This window comes from Micromonospora inositola (genome assembly GCF_900090285.1).
Lineage (GTDB): Bacteria > Actinomycetota > Actinomycetes > Mycobacteriales > Micromonosporaceae > Micromonospora > Micromonospora inositola.
Genome location: NZ_LT607754.1, coordinates 3,913,128 through 3,931,073 on the forward strand (window position 1 = coordinate 3,913,128; position 17,946 = coordinate 3,931,073).

The 17,946-nt window shown below is 72.8% G+C and carries 15 protein-coding genes; 8 read left to right on the forward strand and 7 right to left on the reverse strand.

Annotation, left to right across the window (positions count from 1 at the left end; genetic code table 11):
• Positions 1-14: 14 nt before the first annotated feature.
• On the reverse strand, positions 15-1,868 hold the full coding sequence (gene recQ, locus GA0070613_RS18745) for a DNA helicase RecQ (RefSeq protein WP_089013492.1): 1,854 nt from the start codon (positions 1,866-1,868) through the stop codon (positions 15-17).
• Between the two features lie 276 nt (positions 1,869-2,144).
• Here recQ and rapZ point away from each other — a divergent pair, with 276 nt between their 5' ends.
• The 8 genes from rapZ to GA0070613_RS18785 all read left to right on the forward strand — a co-directional run bounded on the left by rapZ (position 2,145) and on the right by GA0070613_RS18785 (position 9,213).
• A complete protein-coding gene (rapZ, locus tag GA0070613_RS18750; protein WP_089016042.1) occupies positions 2,145-3,041 on the forward strand; it encodes an RNase adapter RapZ in 897 nt (298 codons plus the stop codon).
• Positions 3,038-4,069, forward strand: coding sequence for a gluconeogenesis factor YvcK family protein (locus GA0070613_RS18755; RefSeq protein WP_089013493.1), 1,032 nt, complete (start codon positions 3,038-3,040; stop codon positions 4,067-4,069). The genes rapZ and GA0070613_RS18755 overlap by 4 nt, the downstream gene beginning before the upstream one ends.
• A gap of 54 nt (positions 4,070-4,123) precedes the next feature.
• A complete protein-coding gene (gene whiA / locus GA0070613_RS18760; RefSeq protein ID WP_089013494.1) occupies positions 4,124-5,104 on the forward strand; it encodes a DNA-binding protein WhiA in 981 nt (326 codons plus the stop codon).
• Between the two features lie 264 nt (positions 5,105-5,368).
• The gene (gap, locus tag GA0070613_RS18765; RefSeq protein ID WP_089013495.1) at positions 5,369-6,373 is read left to right on the forward strand and encodes a type I glyceraldehyde-3-phosphate dehydrogenase; all 1,005 of its coding nucleotides are present in this window, start codon (positions 5,369-5,371) and stop codon (positions 6,371-6,373) included.
• Positions 6,370-7,593: a phosphoglycerate kinase gene (locus GA0070613_RS18770; RefSeq protein WP_089013496.1), complete on the forward strand. Its 1,224-nt coding sequence runs from the start codon at positions 6,370-6,372 to the stop codon at positions 7,591-7,593. Before gap ends, GA0070613_RS18770 begins: the two co-directional genes overlap by 4 nt.
• Positions 7,593-8,384, forward strand: coding sequence for a triose-phosphate isomerase (tpiA, locus tag GA0070613_RS18775; RefSeq protein ID WP_089013497.1), 792 nt, complete (start codon positions 7,593-7,595; stop codon positions 8,382-8,384). The genes GA0070613_RS18770 and tpiA overlap by 1 nt, the downstream gene beginning before the upstream one ends.
• A 95-nt stretch (positions 8,385-8,479) precedes the next feature.
• Positions 8,480-8,740, forward strand: coding sequence for a preprotein translocase subunit SecG (secG, locus tag GA0070613_RS18780; RefSeq protein ID WP_089013498.1), 261 nt, complete (start codon positions 8,480-8,482; stop codon positions 8,738-8,740).
• A 128-nt stretch (positions 8,741-8,868) separates the two neighbouring features.
• Entirely contained in the window at positions 8,869-9,213 is a 345-nt protein-coding gene (locus GA0070613_RS18785) for an RNA polymerase-binding protein RbpA (protein ID WP_089013499.1), read from the forward strand.
• Positions 9,214-9,260: 47 nt separating this feature from the next.
• Here the strand turns inward: GA0070613_RS18785 and pgl are convergent, their stop codons facing one another.
• The 6 genes from pgl to tkt all read right to left on the reverse strand — a co-directional run bounded on the left by pgl (position 9,261) and on the right by tkt (position 17,816).
• Positions 9,261-10,031 carry a 6-phosphogluconolactonase gene (gene pgl, locus GA0070613_RS18790; RefSeq protein ID WP_089013500.1) on the reverse strand — a complete coding sequence of 257 codons (771 nt, stop codon included), beginning with the start codon at positions 10,029-10,031 and terminating at the stop codon, positions 9,261-9,263.
• Positions 10,032-10,161: 130 nt separating this feature from the next.
• Positions 10,162-11,178: a glucose-6-phosphate dehydrogenase assembly protein OpcA gene (locus tag GA0070613_RS18795; RefSeq protein ID WP_089013501.1), complete on the reverse strand. Its 1,017-nt coding sequence runs from the start codon at positions 11,176-11,178 to the stop codon at positions 10,162-10,164.
• Between the two features lie 31 nt (positions 11,179-11,209).
• Positions 11,210-12,760, reverse strand: coding sequence for a glucose-6-phosphate dehydrogenase (gene zwf, locus GA0070613_RS18800; RefSeq protein WP_089013502.1), 1,551 nt, complete (start codon positions 12,758-12,760; stop codon positions 11,210-11,212).
• 2 nt (positions 12,761-12,762) lie between these two features.
• Positions 12,763-14,412, reverse strand: coding sequence for a glucose-6-phosphate isomerase (locus tag GA0070613_RS18805; RefSeq protein WP_089013503.1), 1,650 nt, complete (start codon positions 14,410-14,412; stop codon positions 12,763-12,765).
• A 70-nt stretch (positions 14,413-14,482) separates the two neighbouring features.
• Positions 14,483-15,661: a transaldolase gene (gene tal / locus GA0070613_RS18810; RefSeq protein ID WP_089016043.1), complete on the reverse strand. Its 1,179-nt coding sequence runs from the start codon at positions 15,659-15,661 to the stop codon at positions 14,483-14,485.
• A 16-nt stretch (positions 15,662-15,677) separates the two neighbouring features.
• Positions 15,678-17,816 carry a transketolase gene (gene tkt, locus GA0070613_RS18815; RefSeq protein ID WP_089013504.1) on the reverse strand — a complete coding sequence of 713 codons (2,139 nt, stop codon included), beginning with the start codon at positions 17,814-17,816 and terminating at the stop codon, positions 15,678-15,680.
• Between the last annotated feature and the right edge of the window lie 130 nt (positions 17,817-17,946).

A 17,946-nucleotide genomic window follows, 5' to 3' on the forward strand; every position in this document is an offset into this window, starting at 1 on the left:
CCAGACCGGGTCGGTCAGGCGGGTGCGTCGCCCTCGGCGAGCACGGCGAGGAGCTGGTCACCGTACTTGGCCAGCTTGTTCTCGCCGACGCCGTTGACCCGGGACAGCTCGGCCAGCGAGGCCGGCGCGTCGGTGGCGATCTGCCGCAGGGTGGCGTCGTGGAAGATGACGTACGCGGGCACGCCCTGCTCCTTCGCGGTCGCCGCCCGCCAGGCGCGCAGCCGCTCGAAGACCGAGGTCGCGACCGGGTCCAGCTCGGCCATCACGGTGGCCGCGCCACGCGGTTTCGCCGACCGGCTGGCCGCGGGCTTCTCCGGCTCGCGGCGCATGGTCACGGTGCGCCGCCGGCCCAGCACCTCGGCGCTCGCCTCGGTCAGCGCCAGCGTGCCGTAGTCGCCCTCGACGGCGAGCAGGCCCTCGGCGAGCAGCTGCCGGACCACGCCGCGCCACTCGGCCTCGCGCAGCTCGGTGCCGATGCCGAAGACGGTCAGCGAGTCGTGACCGTACTGCGTGATCTTGTCGGTCCGCTTGCCGAGCAGGATGTCGACGCAGTGCCCGGCGCCGAACCGCTGGTTGCGTTCCCGGTCCAGCCGGAAGACGGTGGAGAGCAGCTTCTGCGCGGCGACCGTGCCGTCCCACGACTCCGGCGGGTTGAGGCAGGTGTCGCAGTTGCCGCAGGCCGGCGTCGCAGACTCGCCGAAGTACTCGAGGAGCTGGACCCGGCGGCAGCGGACCGTCTCGCAGAGCGCGAGCATCGCGTCCAGGTGGGCGGCGAGGTTGCGGCGGTGCGCGAGGTCACCTTCCGACGTCTCGATCATCTTCCGCTGCTGCACCACGTCCTGCAGCCCGTACGCCAGCCAGGCCGTGGACGGCAGGCCGTCCCGGCCCGCGCGGCCGGTCTCCTGGTAGTAGCCCTCGACGGACTTCGGCAGGTCCAGGTGGGCGACGAAGCGGACGTCCGGCTTGTCGATGCCCATCCCGAAGGCGATCGTGGCCACCATGACCAGGCCGTCCTCGCGCAGGAAGCGCTGCTGGTTGGCGGCACGGGTCGCCGCGTCCAGGCCGGCGTGGTACGGCAGCGCGGGGATGCCGTTCTGCACCAGGAACTCGGCCGTCTTCTCCACCGAGGCGCGGGAGAGGCAGTAGACGATGCCGGCGTCGGCCGGGTGCTCGTCGCGGAGCAGGCTCAGCAGCTGCTTGCGCGGTTCCCGCTTCGGCACGATCCGGTACTGGATGTTGGGGCGGTCGAAGCTGGCCACGAAGTGCCGGGCGTCGGTGAGCCTGAGCCGGGTGGCGATCTCGGCCCGGGTGGCGCTGGTCGCGGTGGCGGTCAGGGCGATCCGCGGCACCCCCGGCCACCGCTCGTGCAGCATCGAGAGGTTGAGGTAGTCGGGGCGGAAGTCGTGCCCCCACTGCGACACGCAGTGCGCCTCGTCGATCGCGAAGAGCGCGATGGTGCCGCGTTCCAGCAGTTGGAGGGTGGATCGGACGGCCAGCCCCTCCGGCGCGAGGTAGAGCAGGTCCAGCTCGCCGGCGACGAAGGCCGCCTCGACCCGCCGCCGCTCGGCCAGATCCTGCGTCGAGTTGAGGAAGCCGGCCCGCACGCCGACCGCGGTGAGCGCGTCGACCTGGTCCTGCATGAGCGCGATCAGTGGGGAGACGACGACCGTGACGCCGTCGCGGACCAGCGCGGGGATCTGGTAGCAGAGCGACTTGCCGCCACCGGTCGGCATCAGCACCAGCGCGTCGCCGCCGGCCACCACGTGGTCGACGACCTCCTCCTGGAAGCCGCGGAAGGCGTCGTAGCCGAACACCCGCCGGAGCACCCGCAGCGCGTCCTCGGTCCGTAGATCGGTGGGGGAGACCATCCGCGCAGTCTAGGAGCGTCCCCCGACACCCCGCCGACGCCGAGCCGCGCCGGCCCGGGGGAGGACGCGCGGGCGGGCCCTGGCCGCCGCCGGATTCCGGGCCGGAACCGGACAAGCAGGTGTTCCGGTCGTCACCCCGTGGAATCCCAGGCGGGGTCCCAGCGGTTAGAGTCGCTGATTGACCACGCGCGGCCGACCGGCCGCGGCGCCACGGCTTGGGGGTAGTGGGTGAGCGAGGCGCGGACGACGGCGGACCTGGTGCCGGCGGGCACGGCGATGGGACCGGCGGTCGGGCAGCCGGCGCCGACCGAGGCGGACACCAGCCTGGTGGTGGTGACCGGCCTCTCCGGCGGTGGGCGGAGCACAGTGGCCCGGGCGCTGGAGAACGTCGGCTACTACGTGGTCGACAACCTGCCCCAGGCGTTGATGTTGGACATGGCGGAGCTGGCGTTCAAGGCCGGCGGCGCCGCCCGGCGTACCGCGATGGTGCTGGATGTCCGCTCGCGCGCCTTCTCCACGGACCTGGCCGGGGCGATCCGGGAGCTCAAGGACCGCGGCTTCTCGCCGCGGGTGGTCTTCGTCGACGCCGACGACGAGGTGTTGATCCGCCGGTTCGAGAGTGTCCGGCGCTCGCACCCGTTGCAGGGTGAGGGGCGGCTGGCCGACGGCATCGCCGTCGAGCGCGACCTGCTGGAGGAGGCCCGCGACCAGGCCGACGTGATCATCGATACCAGCCACCTCAATGTCAACCAGCTCCGGCGGCGGGTCGAGGAGCTCTTCGGCGGCGAGGACGCCCGCCGCCTGCGGATCACCGTCCTCTCCTTCGGCTTCAAGTACGGGCTGCCGCCCGACGCCGACTTCGTGATGGACGCCCGGTTCCTGCCCAACCCGTACTGGGTGCCGGAGTTGCGGGAGCACACCGGGCGGGAGGAGGCGGTCAGCTCGTACGTGCTGGGCCAGGAGGGGGCGGACGCCTTCGTGGCCGGGTACGCCGACCTGGTCAACGCCACCACCGCCGGGTTCGAACGCGAGGGCAAGCGCTACCTCACCGTCGCCGTGGGGTGCACCGGCGGCAAGCACCGCAGCGTCGCCATCGCCGAGGAGTTGGCCGCCCGGCTGCGCCAGTCCGGCATCGCCGCCAACGCCCAGCACCGGGACCTGGGGCGGGAATGACCGGCCGGAAGGTGGTCGCCTTCGGCGGCGGGCACGGCCTGTCGGCGTCCCTGCGGGCGCTGCGGCACTGCGTACCGGAGCTGGACCTGGACATCACCGCGGTGGTCACGGTCGGCGACGACGGCGGCTCCAGCGGCCGGCTGCGCGCCGAGCGCGGCGGCCTGCCCCCGGGTGACCTGCGGCAGGCCCTCGTCGCGCTGGCCGGCGACCACCCGGCCACCCGGCGCAGCGCCGGGCTCTTCCAGCACCGTTTCGCCGCCGCGGACCCCGGCCGGGGGGCCGGCGCGGACGCCGCCGCGACCGTCGCGGAGAACGCCGGGGGAATGCTTGGCACCCCCGACGCGCTGGCCGGGCACGCGGTCGGCAACCTGGTCCTCTGCGGCCTGATGGAGCTGCTCGGCGACCCGGTCGCCGCGCTCGACCACGCCGGCGCCATGCTCGGCGCGGTCGGCCGGGTGCTGCCGATGTCCTGCCAGCCGGTCGGCATCGAGGCCCGGGTGCGCGGCGCCGACGCCGACCACCCCGACGAGGTACGCACCGTGCGCGGCCAGCACCAGGTCGCGGTCACCGGCGGCCGGGTCGACTCGCTCCGGCTCACCCCGGTGGCGCCGGCCGCCTGCGCGGAGGCGGTGGCCGCGGTCTCCGAGGCCGACTGGCTGATCTTCGGGCCGGGCAGCTGGTACACCAGCGTGCTGCCGCACCTGCTGGTGCCGGGACTGGCCCACGCGATCGTCTCGAGCCCGGCCCGGCGGCTGGTCACCCTCAACCTGGTGGCCGAGAAGGAGACCCTCGGCCTCTCCCTGGCCGACCATCTGGCCACCCTGCACCGCTATTTGTCCGAGTTGAAGGTGGACGTGGTGCTGGCCGACTCCAAGGCGGTGGGTGACCCCGAATCGGTCGAACGTGCGGCAGAATCGCTGGGTGCCCGGCTGCTGCTCGCTCCCATCGCCGTCACCGACGGCACGCCCCGCCATGATCCGGCCGCCCTGGGCGCCGCGCTGGTGCCTGTCCTGGGCGCCGATCGTTAAGCACGTACGTAATCACCGGCGACACGCCGGTACCGGTCCGTGGAGGGGCGCACTATGGCGATGACGGCTGCGGTCAAGGACGAGCTGAGTCGGGTCGACGTGCCCAAGCCCTGCTGCCGGCGGGCGGAGATGGCGGCCCTGCTGCGCTTCGCCGGCGGGCTGCACATCGTGTCGGGTCGCGTGGTGGTGGAGGCCGAGCTGGACACCGGCGCGGTGGCCCGGCGGCTCCGGCGGGAGATCGCCGAGGTCTACGGGTACCCGAGCGAGATCCACGTGCTCGCCTCCGGCGGGCTGCGCAAGGGCAGCCACTTCATCGTCCGGGTGGTGAAGGACGGCGAGGCCCTGGCCCGGCAGACCGGGCTGCTGGACGTGCGCGGTCGTCCGGTGCGCGGCCTGCCGCCGCACGTGGTCGCCGCGAACGCCTGCTGCGCGGTCTCCGCCTGGCGGGGCGCGTTCATGGCGCACGGGTCGCTGACCGAGCCGGGCCGCTCCAGCGCCCTGGAGATCACCTGTCCCGGACCGGAGTCGGCCCTCGCGCTGGTCGGCGCCGCCCGCCGGATCGGCATCGTGGCGAAGAACCGCGAGGTGCGCCAGGTGGACCGGGTGGTGGTCAAGGACGGCGACGCGATCGCCGCGCTGCTCACCCGGATCGGCGCGCACTCCAGCGTGCTGGCCTGGGAGGAGCGGCGGGTTCGCCGGGAGGTCCGGGCGACCGCGAACCGGCTGGCCAACTTCGACGACGCCAACCTGCGCCGGTCCGCCCGCGCCGCGGTGGCCGCGGCCGCCCGGGTGACCCGCGCGTTGGAGATCCTCGCCGATGACGCGCCGAACCACCTGACCTCTGCCGGTCGGCTCCGCCTGGAGCACCGGCAGGCCTCGCTGGAGGAGCTGGGCGCGCTGGCCGAGCCGCCGCTGACCAAGGACGCCATCGCCGGGCGGATCCGCCGGTTGCTGGCGCTGGCCGACAAGCGGGCCCGCGACCTGGGCATCCCGGATACGGAAGCGGCCGTCACGCCCGACATGCTCGTGGTCTGATAGGACGGTGGGGCGGCACGGTGCGAGCGGGATCACCACCCGCCGCAGCGCGACACCGCACGCTCGGATAAGGTCGCTGCGTACGGCAAGGGGGCCGGCACAGGCATCCCTCGCCGTGCTCACCGCCTCCGGCGGTCAGGTCCTTGAGGACCGCGGCGGGGTGGCCGAGATGAACCGTCAACGGCCGGCTCCACCGGTCGGCGAACACACCTCCGCCGGCCCGGGTCTGACGCCGGCGGACCAGAACGCGAGGAGATGGGACCTGTGACCATCCGGGTTGGCATCAACGGCTTCGGCCGGATCGGCCGTAACTTCTTCCGGGCAGTGCTGGCGTCCGGCGCTGACATCGAGATCGTCGCGGTCAACGACCTGACCGACAACGCGACGCTCGCCCACCTTGTCAAGTACGACAGCATCCTGGGTCGCCTCCCGCACGAGGTGAAGGCCACCGCCGACGAGATCACCGTGGGCGGCAAGACCATCAAGGTGTACGAGGAGAAGGACCCGGCGAAGCTGCCGTGGGGCGAGGTCGGCGTGGACGTGGTCATCGAGTCCACCGGCTTCTTCACCGACGCCACCAAGGCGAAGGCGCACGTCGACGGCGGGGCCAAGAAGGTCATCATCTCCGCCCCGGCGAAGAACGAGGACGTCACGATCGTCATGGGTGTCAACCACGACCAGTACGACCCGGCCAAGCACACGATCATCTCGAACGCCTCCTGCACCACCAACTGCCTTGCTCCGATGGCGAAGGTGCTGCAGGACACGTTCGGCATCCAGCAGGGTCTGATGACCACGATCCACGCGTACACCCAGGACCAGAACCTGCAGGACGCGCCGCACAAGGACCTGCGCCGCGCCCGGGCCGCCGCGCTGAACATCGTGCCGACGTCGACCGGCGCCGCCAAGGCGATCGGCCTGGTGCTGCCGGAGCTGAAGGGCAAGCTGGACGGCTACGCGCTGCGGGTGCCGATCCCGACCGGCTCCGCCACCGACCTCACGGTGAACGTCAACCGGGAGACCACGGTGGACGAGGTCAACGCCGCGATGAAGGCCGCCGCCGACGGCCCGCTCAAGGGCCTCCTGGTCTACAACGAGGACCCGATCGTCTCCGCGGACATCGTCACCGACCCGGCGTCGTGCATCTTCGACGCGCCGCTGACCAAGGTCGTCGGCAACCAGGTCAAGGTCGTCGGCTGGTACGACAACGAGTGGGGCTACTCCAACCGCCTGGTCGACCTGGTCAAGCTGGTGGGTTCGTCGCTGTGAGCATCCGCAACCTCGACGACCTGCTCGCCGAGGGGGTGTCGGGTCGGCGCCTGCTGGTGCGCGCCGACCTGAACGTCCCCCTCGACAAGCAGACCGGTGAGATCACCGACGACGGCCGGATCCGGGCCGTCCTGCCGACGCTGGGCGCGTTGGTGCAGGGGGGCGCGAAGGTCGTCGTCTGCTCTCACCTGGGCCGCCCGAAGGGCGCGCCGGACCCGCAGTTCAGCCTCCGCCCGGTCGCCGGTCGGCTCGGCGAGCTGCTCGGCGCGCCGGTGCACTTCGCCTCCGACACCGTCGGCGACTCCGCCCGGTCCACGGTGGAGGGCCTGGCCGACGGCCAGGTCGCGGTGCTGGAGAACCTGCGCTTCAACAAGGGCGAGACCAGCAAGGACGACGCCGAGCGGGGCGCCTTCGCCGACCAGCTCGCGGCCTTCGGCGACGCGTACGTGGACGACGCCTTCGGCGCCGTGCACCGCAAGCACGCCAGCGTCTTCGACGTGCCGGCGCGGCTGCCGCACGTGGCCGGCCGGCTGGTGCTGCGCGAGGTCGAGGTCCTCTCCCGACTGACCGGCGAGCCGGACCGCCCGTACGTGGTGGTGCTCGGCGGCTCGAAGGTCTCCGACAAGCTGGCGGTGATCGAGGCGCTGCTGCCGAAGGTCGACCGGCTGCTCATCGGCGGCGGGATGTGCTTCACCTTCCTCAAGGCCCAGGGCCACGAGGTGGGCACCTCGCTGCTGGAGGAGGAGATGGTGGAGACCTGCGGCAACCTCCTCGAGCGCTCCGAGGGCAAGATTATGCTCCCGGTCGACGTGGTGGCCGCGACCGCCTTCTCCCCCGACGCCGACCACGACGTCTTCCGTGCCGACGGCATCCCGAGCCACCGGGTCGGGCTGGACATCGGCCCGGAGACGGTCGCCGGCTTCGCCGCCGCCCTGAAGACCTCCGCGTGTGGAGATCCGGGGAACGCGCGGACGATCTTCTGGAACGGCCCGATGGGCGTGTTCGAGATGCCGCCTTTCGCCGCGGGCACCCGGGGCGTCGCCGAGGCGATCGCCGACTCCGACGCGTTCAGCGTGGTCGGCGGCGGTGACTCGGCGGCCGCGATCCGGGTCCTCGGCCTCGACGAGAAGGCGTTCAGCCACATCTCCACCGGTGGCGGCGCCTCCCTGGAGTTCCTCGAGGGCAAGACCCTCCCCGGCATCGCGGCACTGGAGGACTGATGGCGGGCGTCACCCGCCGGCCGCTGATGGCCGGCAACTGGAAGATGAACTTGAACCACCTCGAGGCCAACCTGCTGGTGCAGAAGCTGGCCGCGAGCCTGACCGAGAAGCAGCTCACCGACGTGGAGACGGTGGTCCTGCCGCCCTTCACCGACCTGCGTACCGTGCAGACCGCGGTGGACGGCGACAAGCTGCTGATCGGCTACGGCGCGCAGGACCTGTCGCCGTACCAGTCCGGGGCGTACACCGGGGACGTGTCCGGGCCGATGCTGGCGAAGCTGGGCTGCACGTACGTGGTGGTCGGGCACTCCGAGCGGCGGGCCTACCACTACGAGGACGATGCGGTCGTCAACGCGAAGGTGGCGGCGGCGCTGGCCAACGGGCTCACCCCGATCCTCTGCATCGGCGAGGGCCTGGAGATCCGGGAGCAGCTCAAGCACGTGCCGCACTGCTGCGACCAGCTCGACGGCGCGCTGAAGGGGCTGACCCCGGAGCAGGTCACCAGGGTCGTCGTCGCGTACGAGCCGGTCTGGGCGATCGGCACGGGCAAGACGGCCACCCCGGAGGACGCCCAGGAGGTCTGCGGCGAGGTCCGCAAGCGCCTGGGGCAGACCTTCGACGAGGGCACCGCGCAGCAGGTCCGTATCCTCTACGGCGGGTCGGTCAAGGCGTCGAACATCGCCGCGATCATGGCCCAGCCGGACGTGGACGGGGCCCTGGTGGGCGGGGCGAGCCTGGACGCCGAGGAATTCGCGCAGATCTGCCGGTTCCCGGAGCACATCGCCCGCTGACGGCTCGCTATTCTTGACTCCGCCCGTCCGCCGGCCGGTGCCGCGTGCCCGACCTGCCCGGGCAGATGATCGCTACGAGAGGACTGACCCCAGCCATGCCGATCGCGTTCGCGTACACGTTGATCGTGTTGTTGATCATCACGAGCATCCTGCTCACCCTGCTGATCCTGCTGCACCGAGGTAAGGGCGGCGGGTTGTCGAGCATGTTCGGCGGCGGCGTCAGCTCCAGCCTGGCCGGCTCCTCGGTGGCCGAGAAGAACCTCGACCGCTACACCGTTCTGGTGGGGATCGTCTGGTTCGCGTCCATCGTCGGGATCGGCCTCTGGCTGCGGCTGCAGATGAGCAGCGGCGCCTGAGCGAGCCCGTCTGGTCGTACAATCTGCGCGCGGTCCGTCACGACGGGCCGCGCGCAGTTCTTTGTCCGCCGCACCGCGTCGCCGCCCGCCCGAGCGGCGGTTCCCGACGACGACAGGAGCGAGCAGCCGTGCCGAGTGGCAACGTCATCCGTGGCGCCCGGGTCGGGTCCACCCCCGAGCGGCCGACCGAGCGGGCCGCACCGGCCCCGCGCCGGGCGGTCGCCTACTGGTGCCGCAACAATCACCGCGTCGAGATCCTGATCGCCGCCGAGGCGGAGGCGCCGCCGCTCTGGGACTGCCCGCGCTGCGGCCAGCCGGCCGGGCGGGACGCGCAGAACCCGCCCGGTCGGGCCCGGACCGAGCCCTACAAGTCGCACCTGGCGTACGTGAAGGAGCGGCGCACCCCCGAGGAGGGCGAGGCGATCCTCGCCGAGGCCCTGGCCGCGCTGCGCCAGCGCCGCGGCGGGGCCTGACCCGCGCAAGCTCCGCTCCCGCCGGACCGGGGCGCACCGTCCGTCGTTCAGCGCAGGCTGCGCAGCCGGGGCGGCACCTCGGCCGCCGCGGCCCGGTCCAGCAACCAGAGGGTACGACTGACGCCGTGCACCCCGGCCGCGGGCAGCTGCACCGGCCCCGCCCCGGCCAGCGCCATACCCACCGCCCGGGACTTGTCGGCCCCGCTGGCGACCAGCCAGACCTCCTCGGCGGTGTTGATCGCCGGCAGAGTGAGCGTGGTCCGCACCGGCGGCGGCTTGGGGCTGCCCCGGACCGCGCTGACCGGCCGGTTGTCGTGGTGCACCGGGTGCTCCGGGAAGACCGAGGCCACGTGCCCGTCCTCCCCGACGCCGAGCATCAGCACGTCGAAGTGGGGGAGCGGGGCGTGCCCCGGCCGGGCCGCCCGGGCCAGTTCCTCGGCGTACCGGGCGGCGGCCGCCTCCGGGTCGTTGCCCGCCGGCCCGTCGGAGGGCGGCATCGGGTGGATCCGGGCCGGATCCAGCGGCACCACGTCCAGCAGCGCCGCCCGGGCCTGGGTCTCGTTGCGCTCCGGGTCGCCGGCCGGCAGGAACCGCTCGTCGCCCCACCAGACGTCGACCCGGGACCAGTCGACGGCGTCCCGGGCCGGCAGCGCCGCCACCGCCCGGTACACCGCCGCGGCGATCCGCCCGCCGGTCAGCACCACCGACGCCTGGCCCCGGTCCGCCTGCGCGTCCAGCAGCTTCACCACCAACCTGGCCGCCACCGCCTGCGCCAGCAGGTCGGCGTCGGCGTGTACGGCGACACTCGCCTCACTCATGTTGTGCCTTCGTTTCCCGACCGCGCCCGCGCGGTCCCTGTTCGTCGTGCCCGGGGGCCGGTCGGCCCGTCCGTCGCGCCCGTCCGCCGGCGGGGGACGGGCCGCGCCGGCCCGCCCCACGCCGCCGTGGTCAGGGGGTCGCGCTGGTGCCGGCGTGCGCGGTGACGCCGGCCTCGGCCCGCTGGGCCGTCGCCGGATCCTTCCAAACGTGCACCCGGTTGCCGGGGCGCTGGTCCAGCCCGGTGAGGCCGGCCGTGGCGCCGAGCGCCTCGGCGTACACCTGGTCGGCGTCGAGCCGGCGCAGCTCCTCGGCCAGCTCGTCGCCGAGCGGCCGGCGGACCAGCGGCAGGGTCCGGTCCTCCTGCCCGGTACGCCGGAAGATGGCGACGTTGTCCTCCCGGGTGAGCGTCAGCTCGTCGCCGTTGGCGCAGCGCAACTGCACCCCGCGCATCCGGGGATGCTCGGCGCTGTGCTCCCACACCGGGTCGATGCCGAGCCGGGCGGCCAGCCAGCCGCGCATCAGCGCCGCCGTCGGGTCCATCCCCGGCCCGATGACCGTCGCCTCGGTGACCCGGGCCTGGGTGGTGTCGAACGCCCCGGCGACCAGGGAGCGCCACAGGGTGATCCGGGTCCAGGCCAGGTCGGTGTCGCCGGGGGCGTAGTCCCGGGCCCGCTGCCGGATGGCCTCGATCGGGTCGGCGGCCTGCGCGGCGTCGGTGATCCGCCGGTCCGCGACCACGCCGAGGAAGTCGGTGGCGATCTCGGCCGGCGGCTCGCCGTGCCACCAGGTGACCACCGGCACGTCGGGCACCAGCAGTGGCATCACCACCGACTCGGCGTGCAGGGCGAGCCGGCCGTACATCCGGGTCACCACCGCCTCGCACGGGCCGAGCCGGCCGCCGACGACGATCTCCGCGTCCAGCCGGTTGCGGTCCCGCTCGACGTCCGAGCGGACCACCACCACGATCCGGCACGGGTGGGCGGCGGCGGCGATCGTCGCCGCCGCCTCCGCCTCGCGGACCCGCTTCTCGTCCACCACGACGATCAGGGTGAGCGCCATGCCGCTGGCCACCCCGCCGGCGCTGCGGCGCTCCGCCGCGAGCGCCTTGACCACCTCGTTGCCGGTGGTGTCCCACAGCCCGATCAATGGAGCCTCCTGGTTCCCTCGCTGTGCTCGCTCACGCCCGCCGCCAGGCCCGGCCATCGCGGGCCAGCATCTCGTCGGCCGCCCGGGGGCCCCACTCACCGGCCCGGTACGGCTCCGGCGTGGTACCCGCCCAGGCGTGCTCCAGCGGGTCCACCGCCTGCCAGCTCTGCTCCACCTCGGCGGCGTCCGGGAAGAGGGTCCGGTCGCCGATCAACACATCCAGCACCAACCGCTCGTACGCCTCGGGGCTCGACTCGGTGAACGCCTCGCCGTACTGGAAGTCCATCGCGATGTCGCGGACCTCCATGGTGGTGCCGGGGACCTTGGAGCCGAACTTGAGCACCACGCCCTCGTCCGGCTGGACCCGGATGACGAGCTGGTTGGGGCCGAGCGACTCCATGTCCGCCTGGTTGAACGGCAGGTGCGGCGCCTTCTTGAACATGATGGCCACCTCGGTGACCCGCCGGGGCAGCCGCTTGCCGGCCCGGATGTAGAAGGGCACCTCCGCCCAGCGGCGGTTCTGGATGCCGAGCTTGACGGCCACGTAGGTCTCCGTGGTGGAGTCCTCCGGTACGCCCTCCTCCTCCCGGTAGCCCACCGCGCGCTCGCCGCCGACCCAGCCGGGCAGGTACTGCCCGCGGACGGTGTCCCGGGCGACGTCCTTCGGCACAGTGATCGCCCTGAGCACCTTGAGCTTCTCGGTCCGGATCTCGTCGGCGTCGAAGCTCGTCGGCTCCTCCATCGCCACCAGGGCGAGGAGCTGGAGCAGGTGGTTCTGCAGCACGTCCCGGGCGGTGCCGACGGTGTCGTAGAAGCCGGCCCGGGTGCCGATGCCGACGTCCTCGGCCATGGTGATCTGCACCGAGTCGACGTACTTGGAGTTCCACAGCGGCTCGAACAGGTTGTTCGCGAACCGCAGGGCGAGGATGTTCTGGACCGTCTCCTTGCCCAGGTAATGGTCGATCCGGAAGACGTCCTGCCGGGTGAAGACATCGTCGACCAGGTCGTTGAGCGCCTTCGCCGACGGCAGGTCGTTGCCGAACGGCTTCTCCACCACCACCCGCCGCCAGCCGCCGGACTTGGCATTGTCCGCCATCCCGGTGCGGGCCAGCTGCTTGAGCACCATGGGGAAGGCCGCCGGGGGGATGGAGAAGTAGAAGGCGGCGTTGCCCGGGATGCCGTGGCTGTCGCGCAGCTCGTCCAGGGTCGCCGCGAGATGGTCGAACGCGGCGTCGTCGTCGAACGAGCCGCCGACGAACTTGATGTTGCCGGCCAGCCGCGCCCAGACCTCCTCCCGCCACGGGGTCCGGGCGTGCTTCTTCGCCGCCTCGTGGGCCAGCGACTCGAAGTCGCCGTCGCCCCAGTCGCGCCGGGCGAAGCCCAGGACCATGAAACCGGGCGGCAGCAGGCCCCGGTTGGCCAGGTCGTAGACCGCCGGCAACAGCTTCTTGCGGGCCAGGTCCCCGGTCACCCCGAAGATCACCAGAGCGCATGGCTCCGGGATCCGCGGCAGCCGTCGGTCCTGCGCGTCGCGCAGCGGGTTCACGCCGCCTCCTCGCTCCGCTGGGTTCACGTCATTCATCGTCACGTCCGTGTCCGTCCGGCCGCATCCAGCAGCTGGGCGACGCCCGCCGCCCGCTCGGTCAGGTGCAGTCGCAGCACCGGTCGCTCCCGGCCGGCCAGGGCCTGCCGGTCGCCGGCGGCCTGGGCCGCCTGAAGCTCTCCGAAGGTGTACGGCCGCCCCGGGACCGGCAGATCCTCGGTGACCGCGCCGGTCACCTGCAGGAAGCTGCCGACCTGCGGGCCGCCCTTGTGGTACTGCCCGGTCGAGTGCAGGAAGCGCGGTCCCCACCCGAAGGTCACCGGCCGGCCGGCCGCCTCCGCGAGCAGCGGGCGCAGCCCGGCCACCGCCGCGTCGGCCTGCCGGTCGAGGTACGCCAGCACCGCCAGGTACCCGTCGTCGCCCAGCCCGTCGAGCAGCCACCTCAGCACGCCGGCCAGGTCACCCGGGGCGGCCGCCGGCGCGTACACCTCGACGGCACCCTCGACGAACGACGGCGTCTCCGCCGGCGGAGCCGAGGCGAGGATCCGAGCGGTGTTCTCCTTGCTCTCGGTGACGTTCGGCTGGTCGAACGGGTCGACCCCGAGCACCACACCGGCGATCGCGATGGCGTACTCCCAGGTCAGGAAGTGCGCGCCGAGCGGGCCGTTGACCGCCACGTCGGGGCTGCCGCCACCGCCGGGCACGTCCCCGGCGGTCAGCGCGCCGCCGTAGGACACGGTCAGCACGTCGGGGCCGGCGGTGCCGGGCGCCCGCGGGGACTCCACCACGACCGGCAGGATGCCGACCCCGGCCTTGCCGGTCGACTCGGCGAGCAGCTGTTCCGCCCAGTCGCCCAGCCCGTCGATGCCGGTGCCGTCGCCGACCAGGGCGACCTTGTCGCGGCCGGTGGTGGCGGCCGCGGCCAGGGCCGCCCCCAGCGCCAGGCCCGGGTTGTCCCGGTCCCGGCCCAGCGACCCGCTCAGCGCCTCGGCCTCGTCGAGCAGTTCCGTCACCTCGGCCCCGGCCAGCGCGGCCGGGACCAGCCCGAACGCGGTGAGCGCCGAGTACCGGCCGCCCACCTCGGGGTCGGCGAAGATGGTGACCACACCCATCTCGGCGGCGGTCTCCGCAAGCGGCGAGCCCGGGTCGGTGACCACCACGAAGTGCCGGGCGGCCTCCGCCTCGGTCATGCCGGCGTCCAGGAAGGCCTGCCAGTAGACGCGCCGGTGGCTGTCGGTCTCCACCGTCGAACCCGACTTGCTGGAGATCACCACCACGGTCCGCTCCAGCGGGTCGGCCAGCGCCGCCCGGACCTGCCCCGGGTCGGTGCTGTCCAGCACGGTCAGCGGCCGGCCCAGGGTCCGGGCGATCACCTCGGGGGCGAGCGACGAGCCGCCCATCCCGGCGAGCACCACGTGGTCGAGGTCCTCCAGCTCGGCGGTCAGCTCGGCGAGCTGGGGGAGGAGCTCCCGGCTGCGCAGGTGGGTGTCCAGCCAGCCGAGCCGTGCCTTCGCCGTCGCCTCGGCCTCCGGGCCCCACAGCGTCGGGTCCTTCGCGGCCAGCGCGGCGGGCACGCCCCGGGTCACCAGGGCGTCGCGCGCCGACGCGGGCGCGGACCGGTCGACCGCGTCCGCGCCGTACACGGCCAGCCCGGCGGCCGCGTCCGCCGGGCCGGCCAGCAGGTCGCTCACGTCGCCACCCTGTGGGGTGCGACGGCGTGAAGCGCCCCGGGCCGGCCCGGGGCGCGTCCGGCGCCGTTCGTCACGCGTTGCCCCCGGCCTGCTCGGCGGCCCGGGCGCTGCCCTTGGCGGCCCGGCCCGGCTTGCCGGTGCCCTTGGCCGCCTCGGTCAGCGACTTCTTCACGCCGTCGAGCAGCTCCAGCCAGCTCGCCTCGAACTTCTCCACGCCCTCGCGCTCCAGCGTGGCGATCACGTCGGACATGTCCACGCCGACCGCCTCCAGGTCGGTGAAGACCTTGCGGGCCTCGTCGTACGAGCCGGTGATGGTGTCGCCGCGGGTCTCCCCGTGGTCGGCGTAGGCGTGGATGACCGATTCCGGCATGGTGTTGACCGTGCCGGGGGCGATCAGCTCCTCGACGTACATGACGTCCCGGTAGTCCGGGTTCTTCGTGGAGGTGGAGGCCCACAGCGGGCGCTGCGGGTGGGCGCCGGCGTCTGCCAGTGCCTGCCACCGGTCGGAGCCGAAGACCTCGCAGTAGCGCTCGTACGCCAGCCTGGCGTTGGCGATGGCGGCCTTGCCGCGCAGCGCCTTCGCCTGGTCCGAGCCGATCTTCTCCAGCCGCTTGTCCACCTCGGTGTCGACCCGGGAGACGAAGAACGAGGCGACCGAGCCGATCTTGGACAGGTCGTGGCCGTTCGCCTTGGCCTGCTCCAGGCCGGCGAGGAACGCCTCCATCACCTGGGAGTAGCGGTCCAGCCCGAAGATCAGCGTCACGTTGACGCTGATCCCCTGGGCCAGGGTCGCGGTGATCGCCGGCAGGCCCGCCTCGGTGGCCGGGATCTTGATGAAGAGGTTGGGCCGGTCGATCAACCACCACAGCGACCCGGCCTCGGCGACTGTCTTCTCCGTCTCGTGGGCCAGCCGCGGGTCCACCTCGATCGAGACCCGGCCGTCCACCCCGGCGGTCGCGTCGTACGCCGGCCGCATCACGTCGCAGGCCCACCGCACGTCGTACGTGGTGAGCATGCGGACGGACTCCTCGACGTCCACCCCACGGATGGCGAGGTCCTTCAGTTGCCAGTTGTACTCGTCCGCGTCGCTCAGCGCCTTCGCGAAGATGGTCGGGTTGGACGTCACCCCGACCAGGTGCTTCTCCCGGCGCAACTGGTCCAACCCGCCGGAACTCAGTCGGGTCCTCGAAAGATCGTCGAGCCAGATCGCCACACCCGCGGCGCTGAGCTCAGCCAGCCTGTCCGTCATGCCGCCCACGCTCCCCTCAGTTACCGGTCGTGTTACCGGTGATGTCGCCCACCCGGGTCAGCGCCGCGTGCGCCGCGGCCACGATCCGGTCGGGGGTGAACCCGAACTGCTCGAAGAGCACGGTGTGCGGGGCGCTCGCGCCGTAGTGCTCCAGGCTCACGCTCTCGCCGCAGTCGCCGACGATCCCGCGCCAGGACATGGCGATGCCCGCCTCCACGCTCACCCGTGCCTTTACCCCGCGTGGCAGAACCGACTCCCGGTACGCCTCGTCCTGCTCGAAGAACCACTCCTGGCAGGGCATGGAGACCACCCGGGTGGGGGTGCCGTCCGCCTCCAGCCGCTCCCGGGCGGTGAGGCAGAGCTGCACCTCGGAGCCGGTGCCGACGATGATCACCTGCGGCTTGCCGGTGGACGCCTCGGCCAGCACGTAACCGCCCTTGGCGACGCCCTCGGCACCCCCCAACCGCTCCCGGTCCACGGTCGGCAGCGGCTGCCGGCTGAGCGCCAGCGCGGTCGGCCGATCGGTGTGCTCCAGGGCCTGCCGCCACGCCCACGCGGTCTCGTTGGCGTCGGCCGGGCGGACCACGTCCAGGCCGGGGATGGCCCGCAGCGCGGTCAGGTGCTCCACCGGCTGGTGGGTGGGGCCGTCCTCGCCGAGGCCGATCGAGTCGTGCGTCCAGACGTAGGTCACCGGCAGCTTCATCAGCGCGGCGAGCCGGACGGACGGGCGCATGTAGTCGCTGAACACCAGGAACGTGCCGCCGTACGGGCGGGTGCCGCCGTGCAGGGCGATGCCGTTGAGGATGGCGCCCATGGCGTGCTCACGGATGCCGAAGTGCAGGGTGCGTCCGTACTCGTCGCCCGGGAAGTCCTTGGTCGCGTGCACCGCCGGGATGAAGGACGGCTCGCCCTTCACCGTGGTGTTGTTGCTCTCCGCCAGGTCGGCCGAGCCGCCCCACAGCTCCGGCAGCATCGGAGCGAGCGCCTCGAGGACCTTGCCGGAGGCGGCCCGGGTGGCGACGCCCTTGGCGTCGGCGGGGAAGGTCGGCAGCGCGTCGGTCCAGCCCTGCGGCAGCACCCGGCCGGCCATCCGGTCGTAGAGCGCCTTGCGCTCCGGGTTGGCCTTGGCCCAGGCGTCGAACGCGCCCGTCCACTCCTGCTGGGCGGACTCGCCCCGGTCCATCACCTTCCGGGCGTGGGCGAGCACCTCCTCGTCGACCTCGAAGCTCTGCTGCGGGTCGAAGCCGAGGATCTCCTTGGTGGCCCTCACCTCGTCGGCACCGAGCGCCGAGCCGTGGATCTTGCCGGTGTTCTTCTTGTTGGGCGCGGGCCAGCCGATGATGGTGCGCAGCGCGATGAAGGAGGGGCGGCCGGTCTCAGCCTTCGCTGCCACCAGCGCCTGGTACAGCGCCTCGACGTCCTCGTGGTAGTCGCCCTGGTCGGCGTCGCCGCGGCGCCAGTCGACGGTCTGCACGTGCCAGCCGTACGCCTCGTAGCGGGCCGCGACGTCCTCGCTCTTGGCGATCCGGGTGTCGTCCTCGATGGAGATCTCGTTGTCGTCGTAGATCACCGCGAGGTTGCCGAGCTGCTGGTGGCCGGCGAGCGAGCTGACCTCGTGGGAGATCCCCTCCTCGATGTCGCCGTCCGAGGCGATGCACCAGATGTCGTGGTCGAAGACCGATTCGCCGCGCTCCGGCTCCGGGTCGAACAGGCCCCGCTCGCGACGGGCCGCCATCGCCATGCCGACGGCGTTGCCCAGGCCCTGGCCGAGCGGGCCGGTGGTGGTCTCCACGCCCGGGGTGTGCCCGTGCTCCGGGTGGCCCGGGGTGAGCGAGCCCCACTGCCGCAGCGACTGCAGGTCCTGCAGGCTCATCGGGTAGCCGGAGAGGAAGAGCTGGATGTAGAGGGTCAGGCTGGAGTGCCCGGCGGAGAGCACGAACCGGTCCCGGCCGGGCCAGTTCGGGTCGGCCGGGTTGTGCCGGATGACCCGGTTGAAGAGCAGGTACGCCGCCGGGGCGAGGCTCATCGCCGTGCCCGGGTGGCCGTTACCGGATTTCTCCACGGCGTCCATGGCCAGCACACGGACCGTGTCGACGGCCCTGCGGTCGAGGTCGGACCAGTTGAGAGCGGGAAGCTCGGGTCGGTTGGCAGCCACGTTGGTTGTGCTCCTCGGCAGATGGGCGGAACCCTCACTGATGACCCTATCGAGCTGTCCTAAACATGCGCCCGGGGATCTCTGCATGGTGGTCTGTACGTGTCCGACCGGATCGGTCGTTCAACGCCGA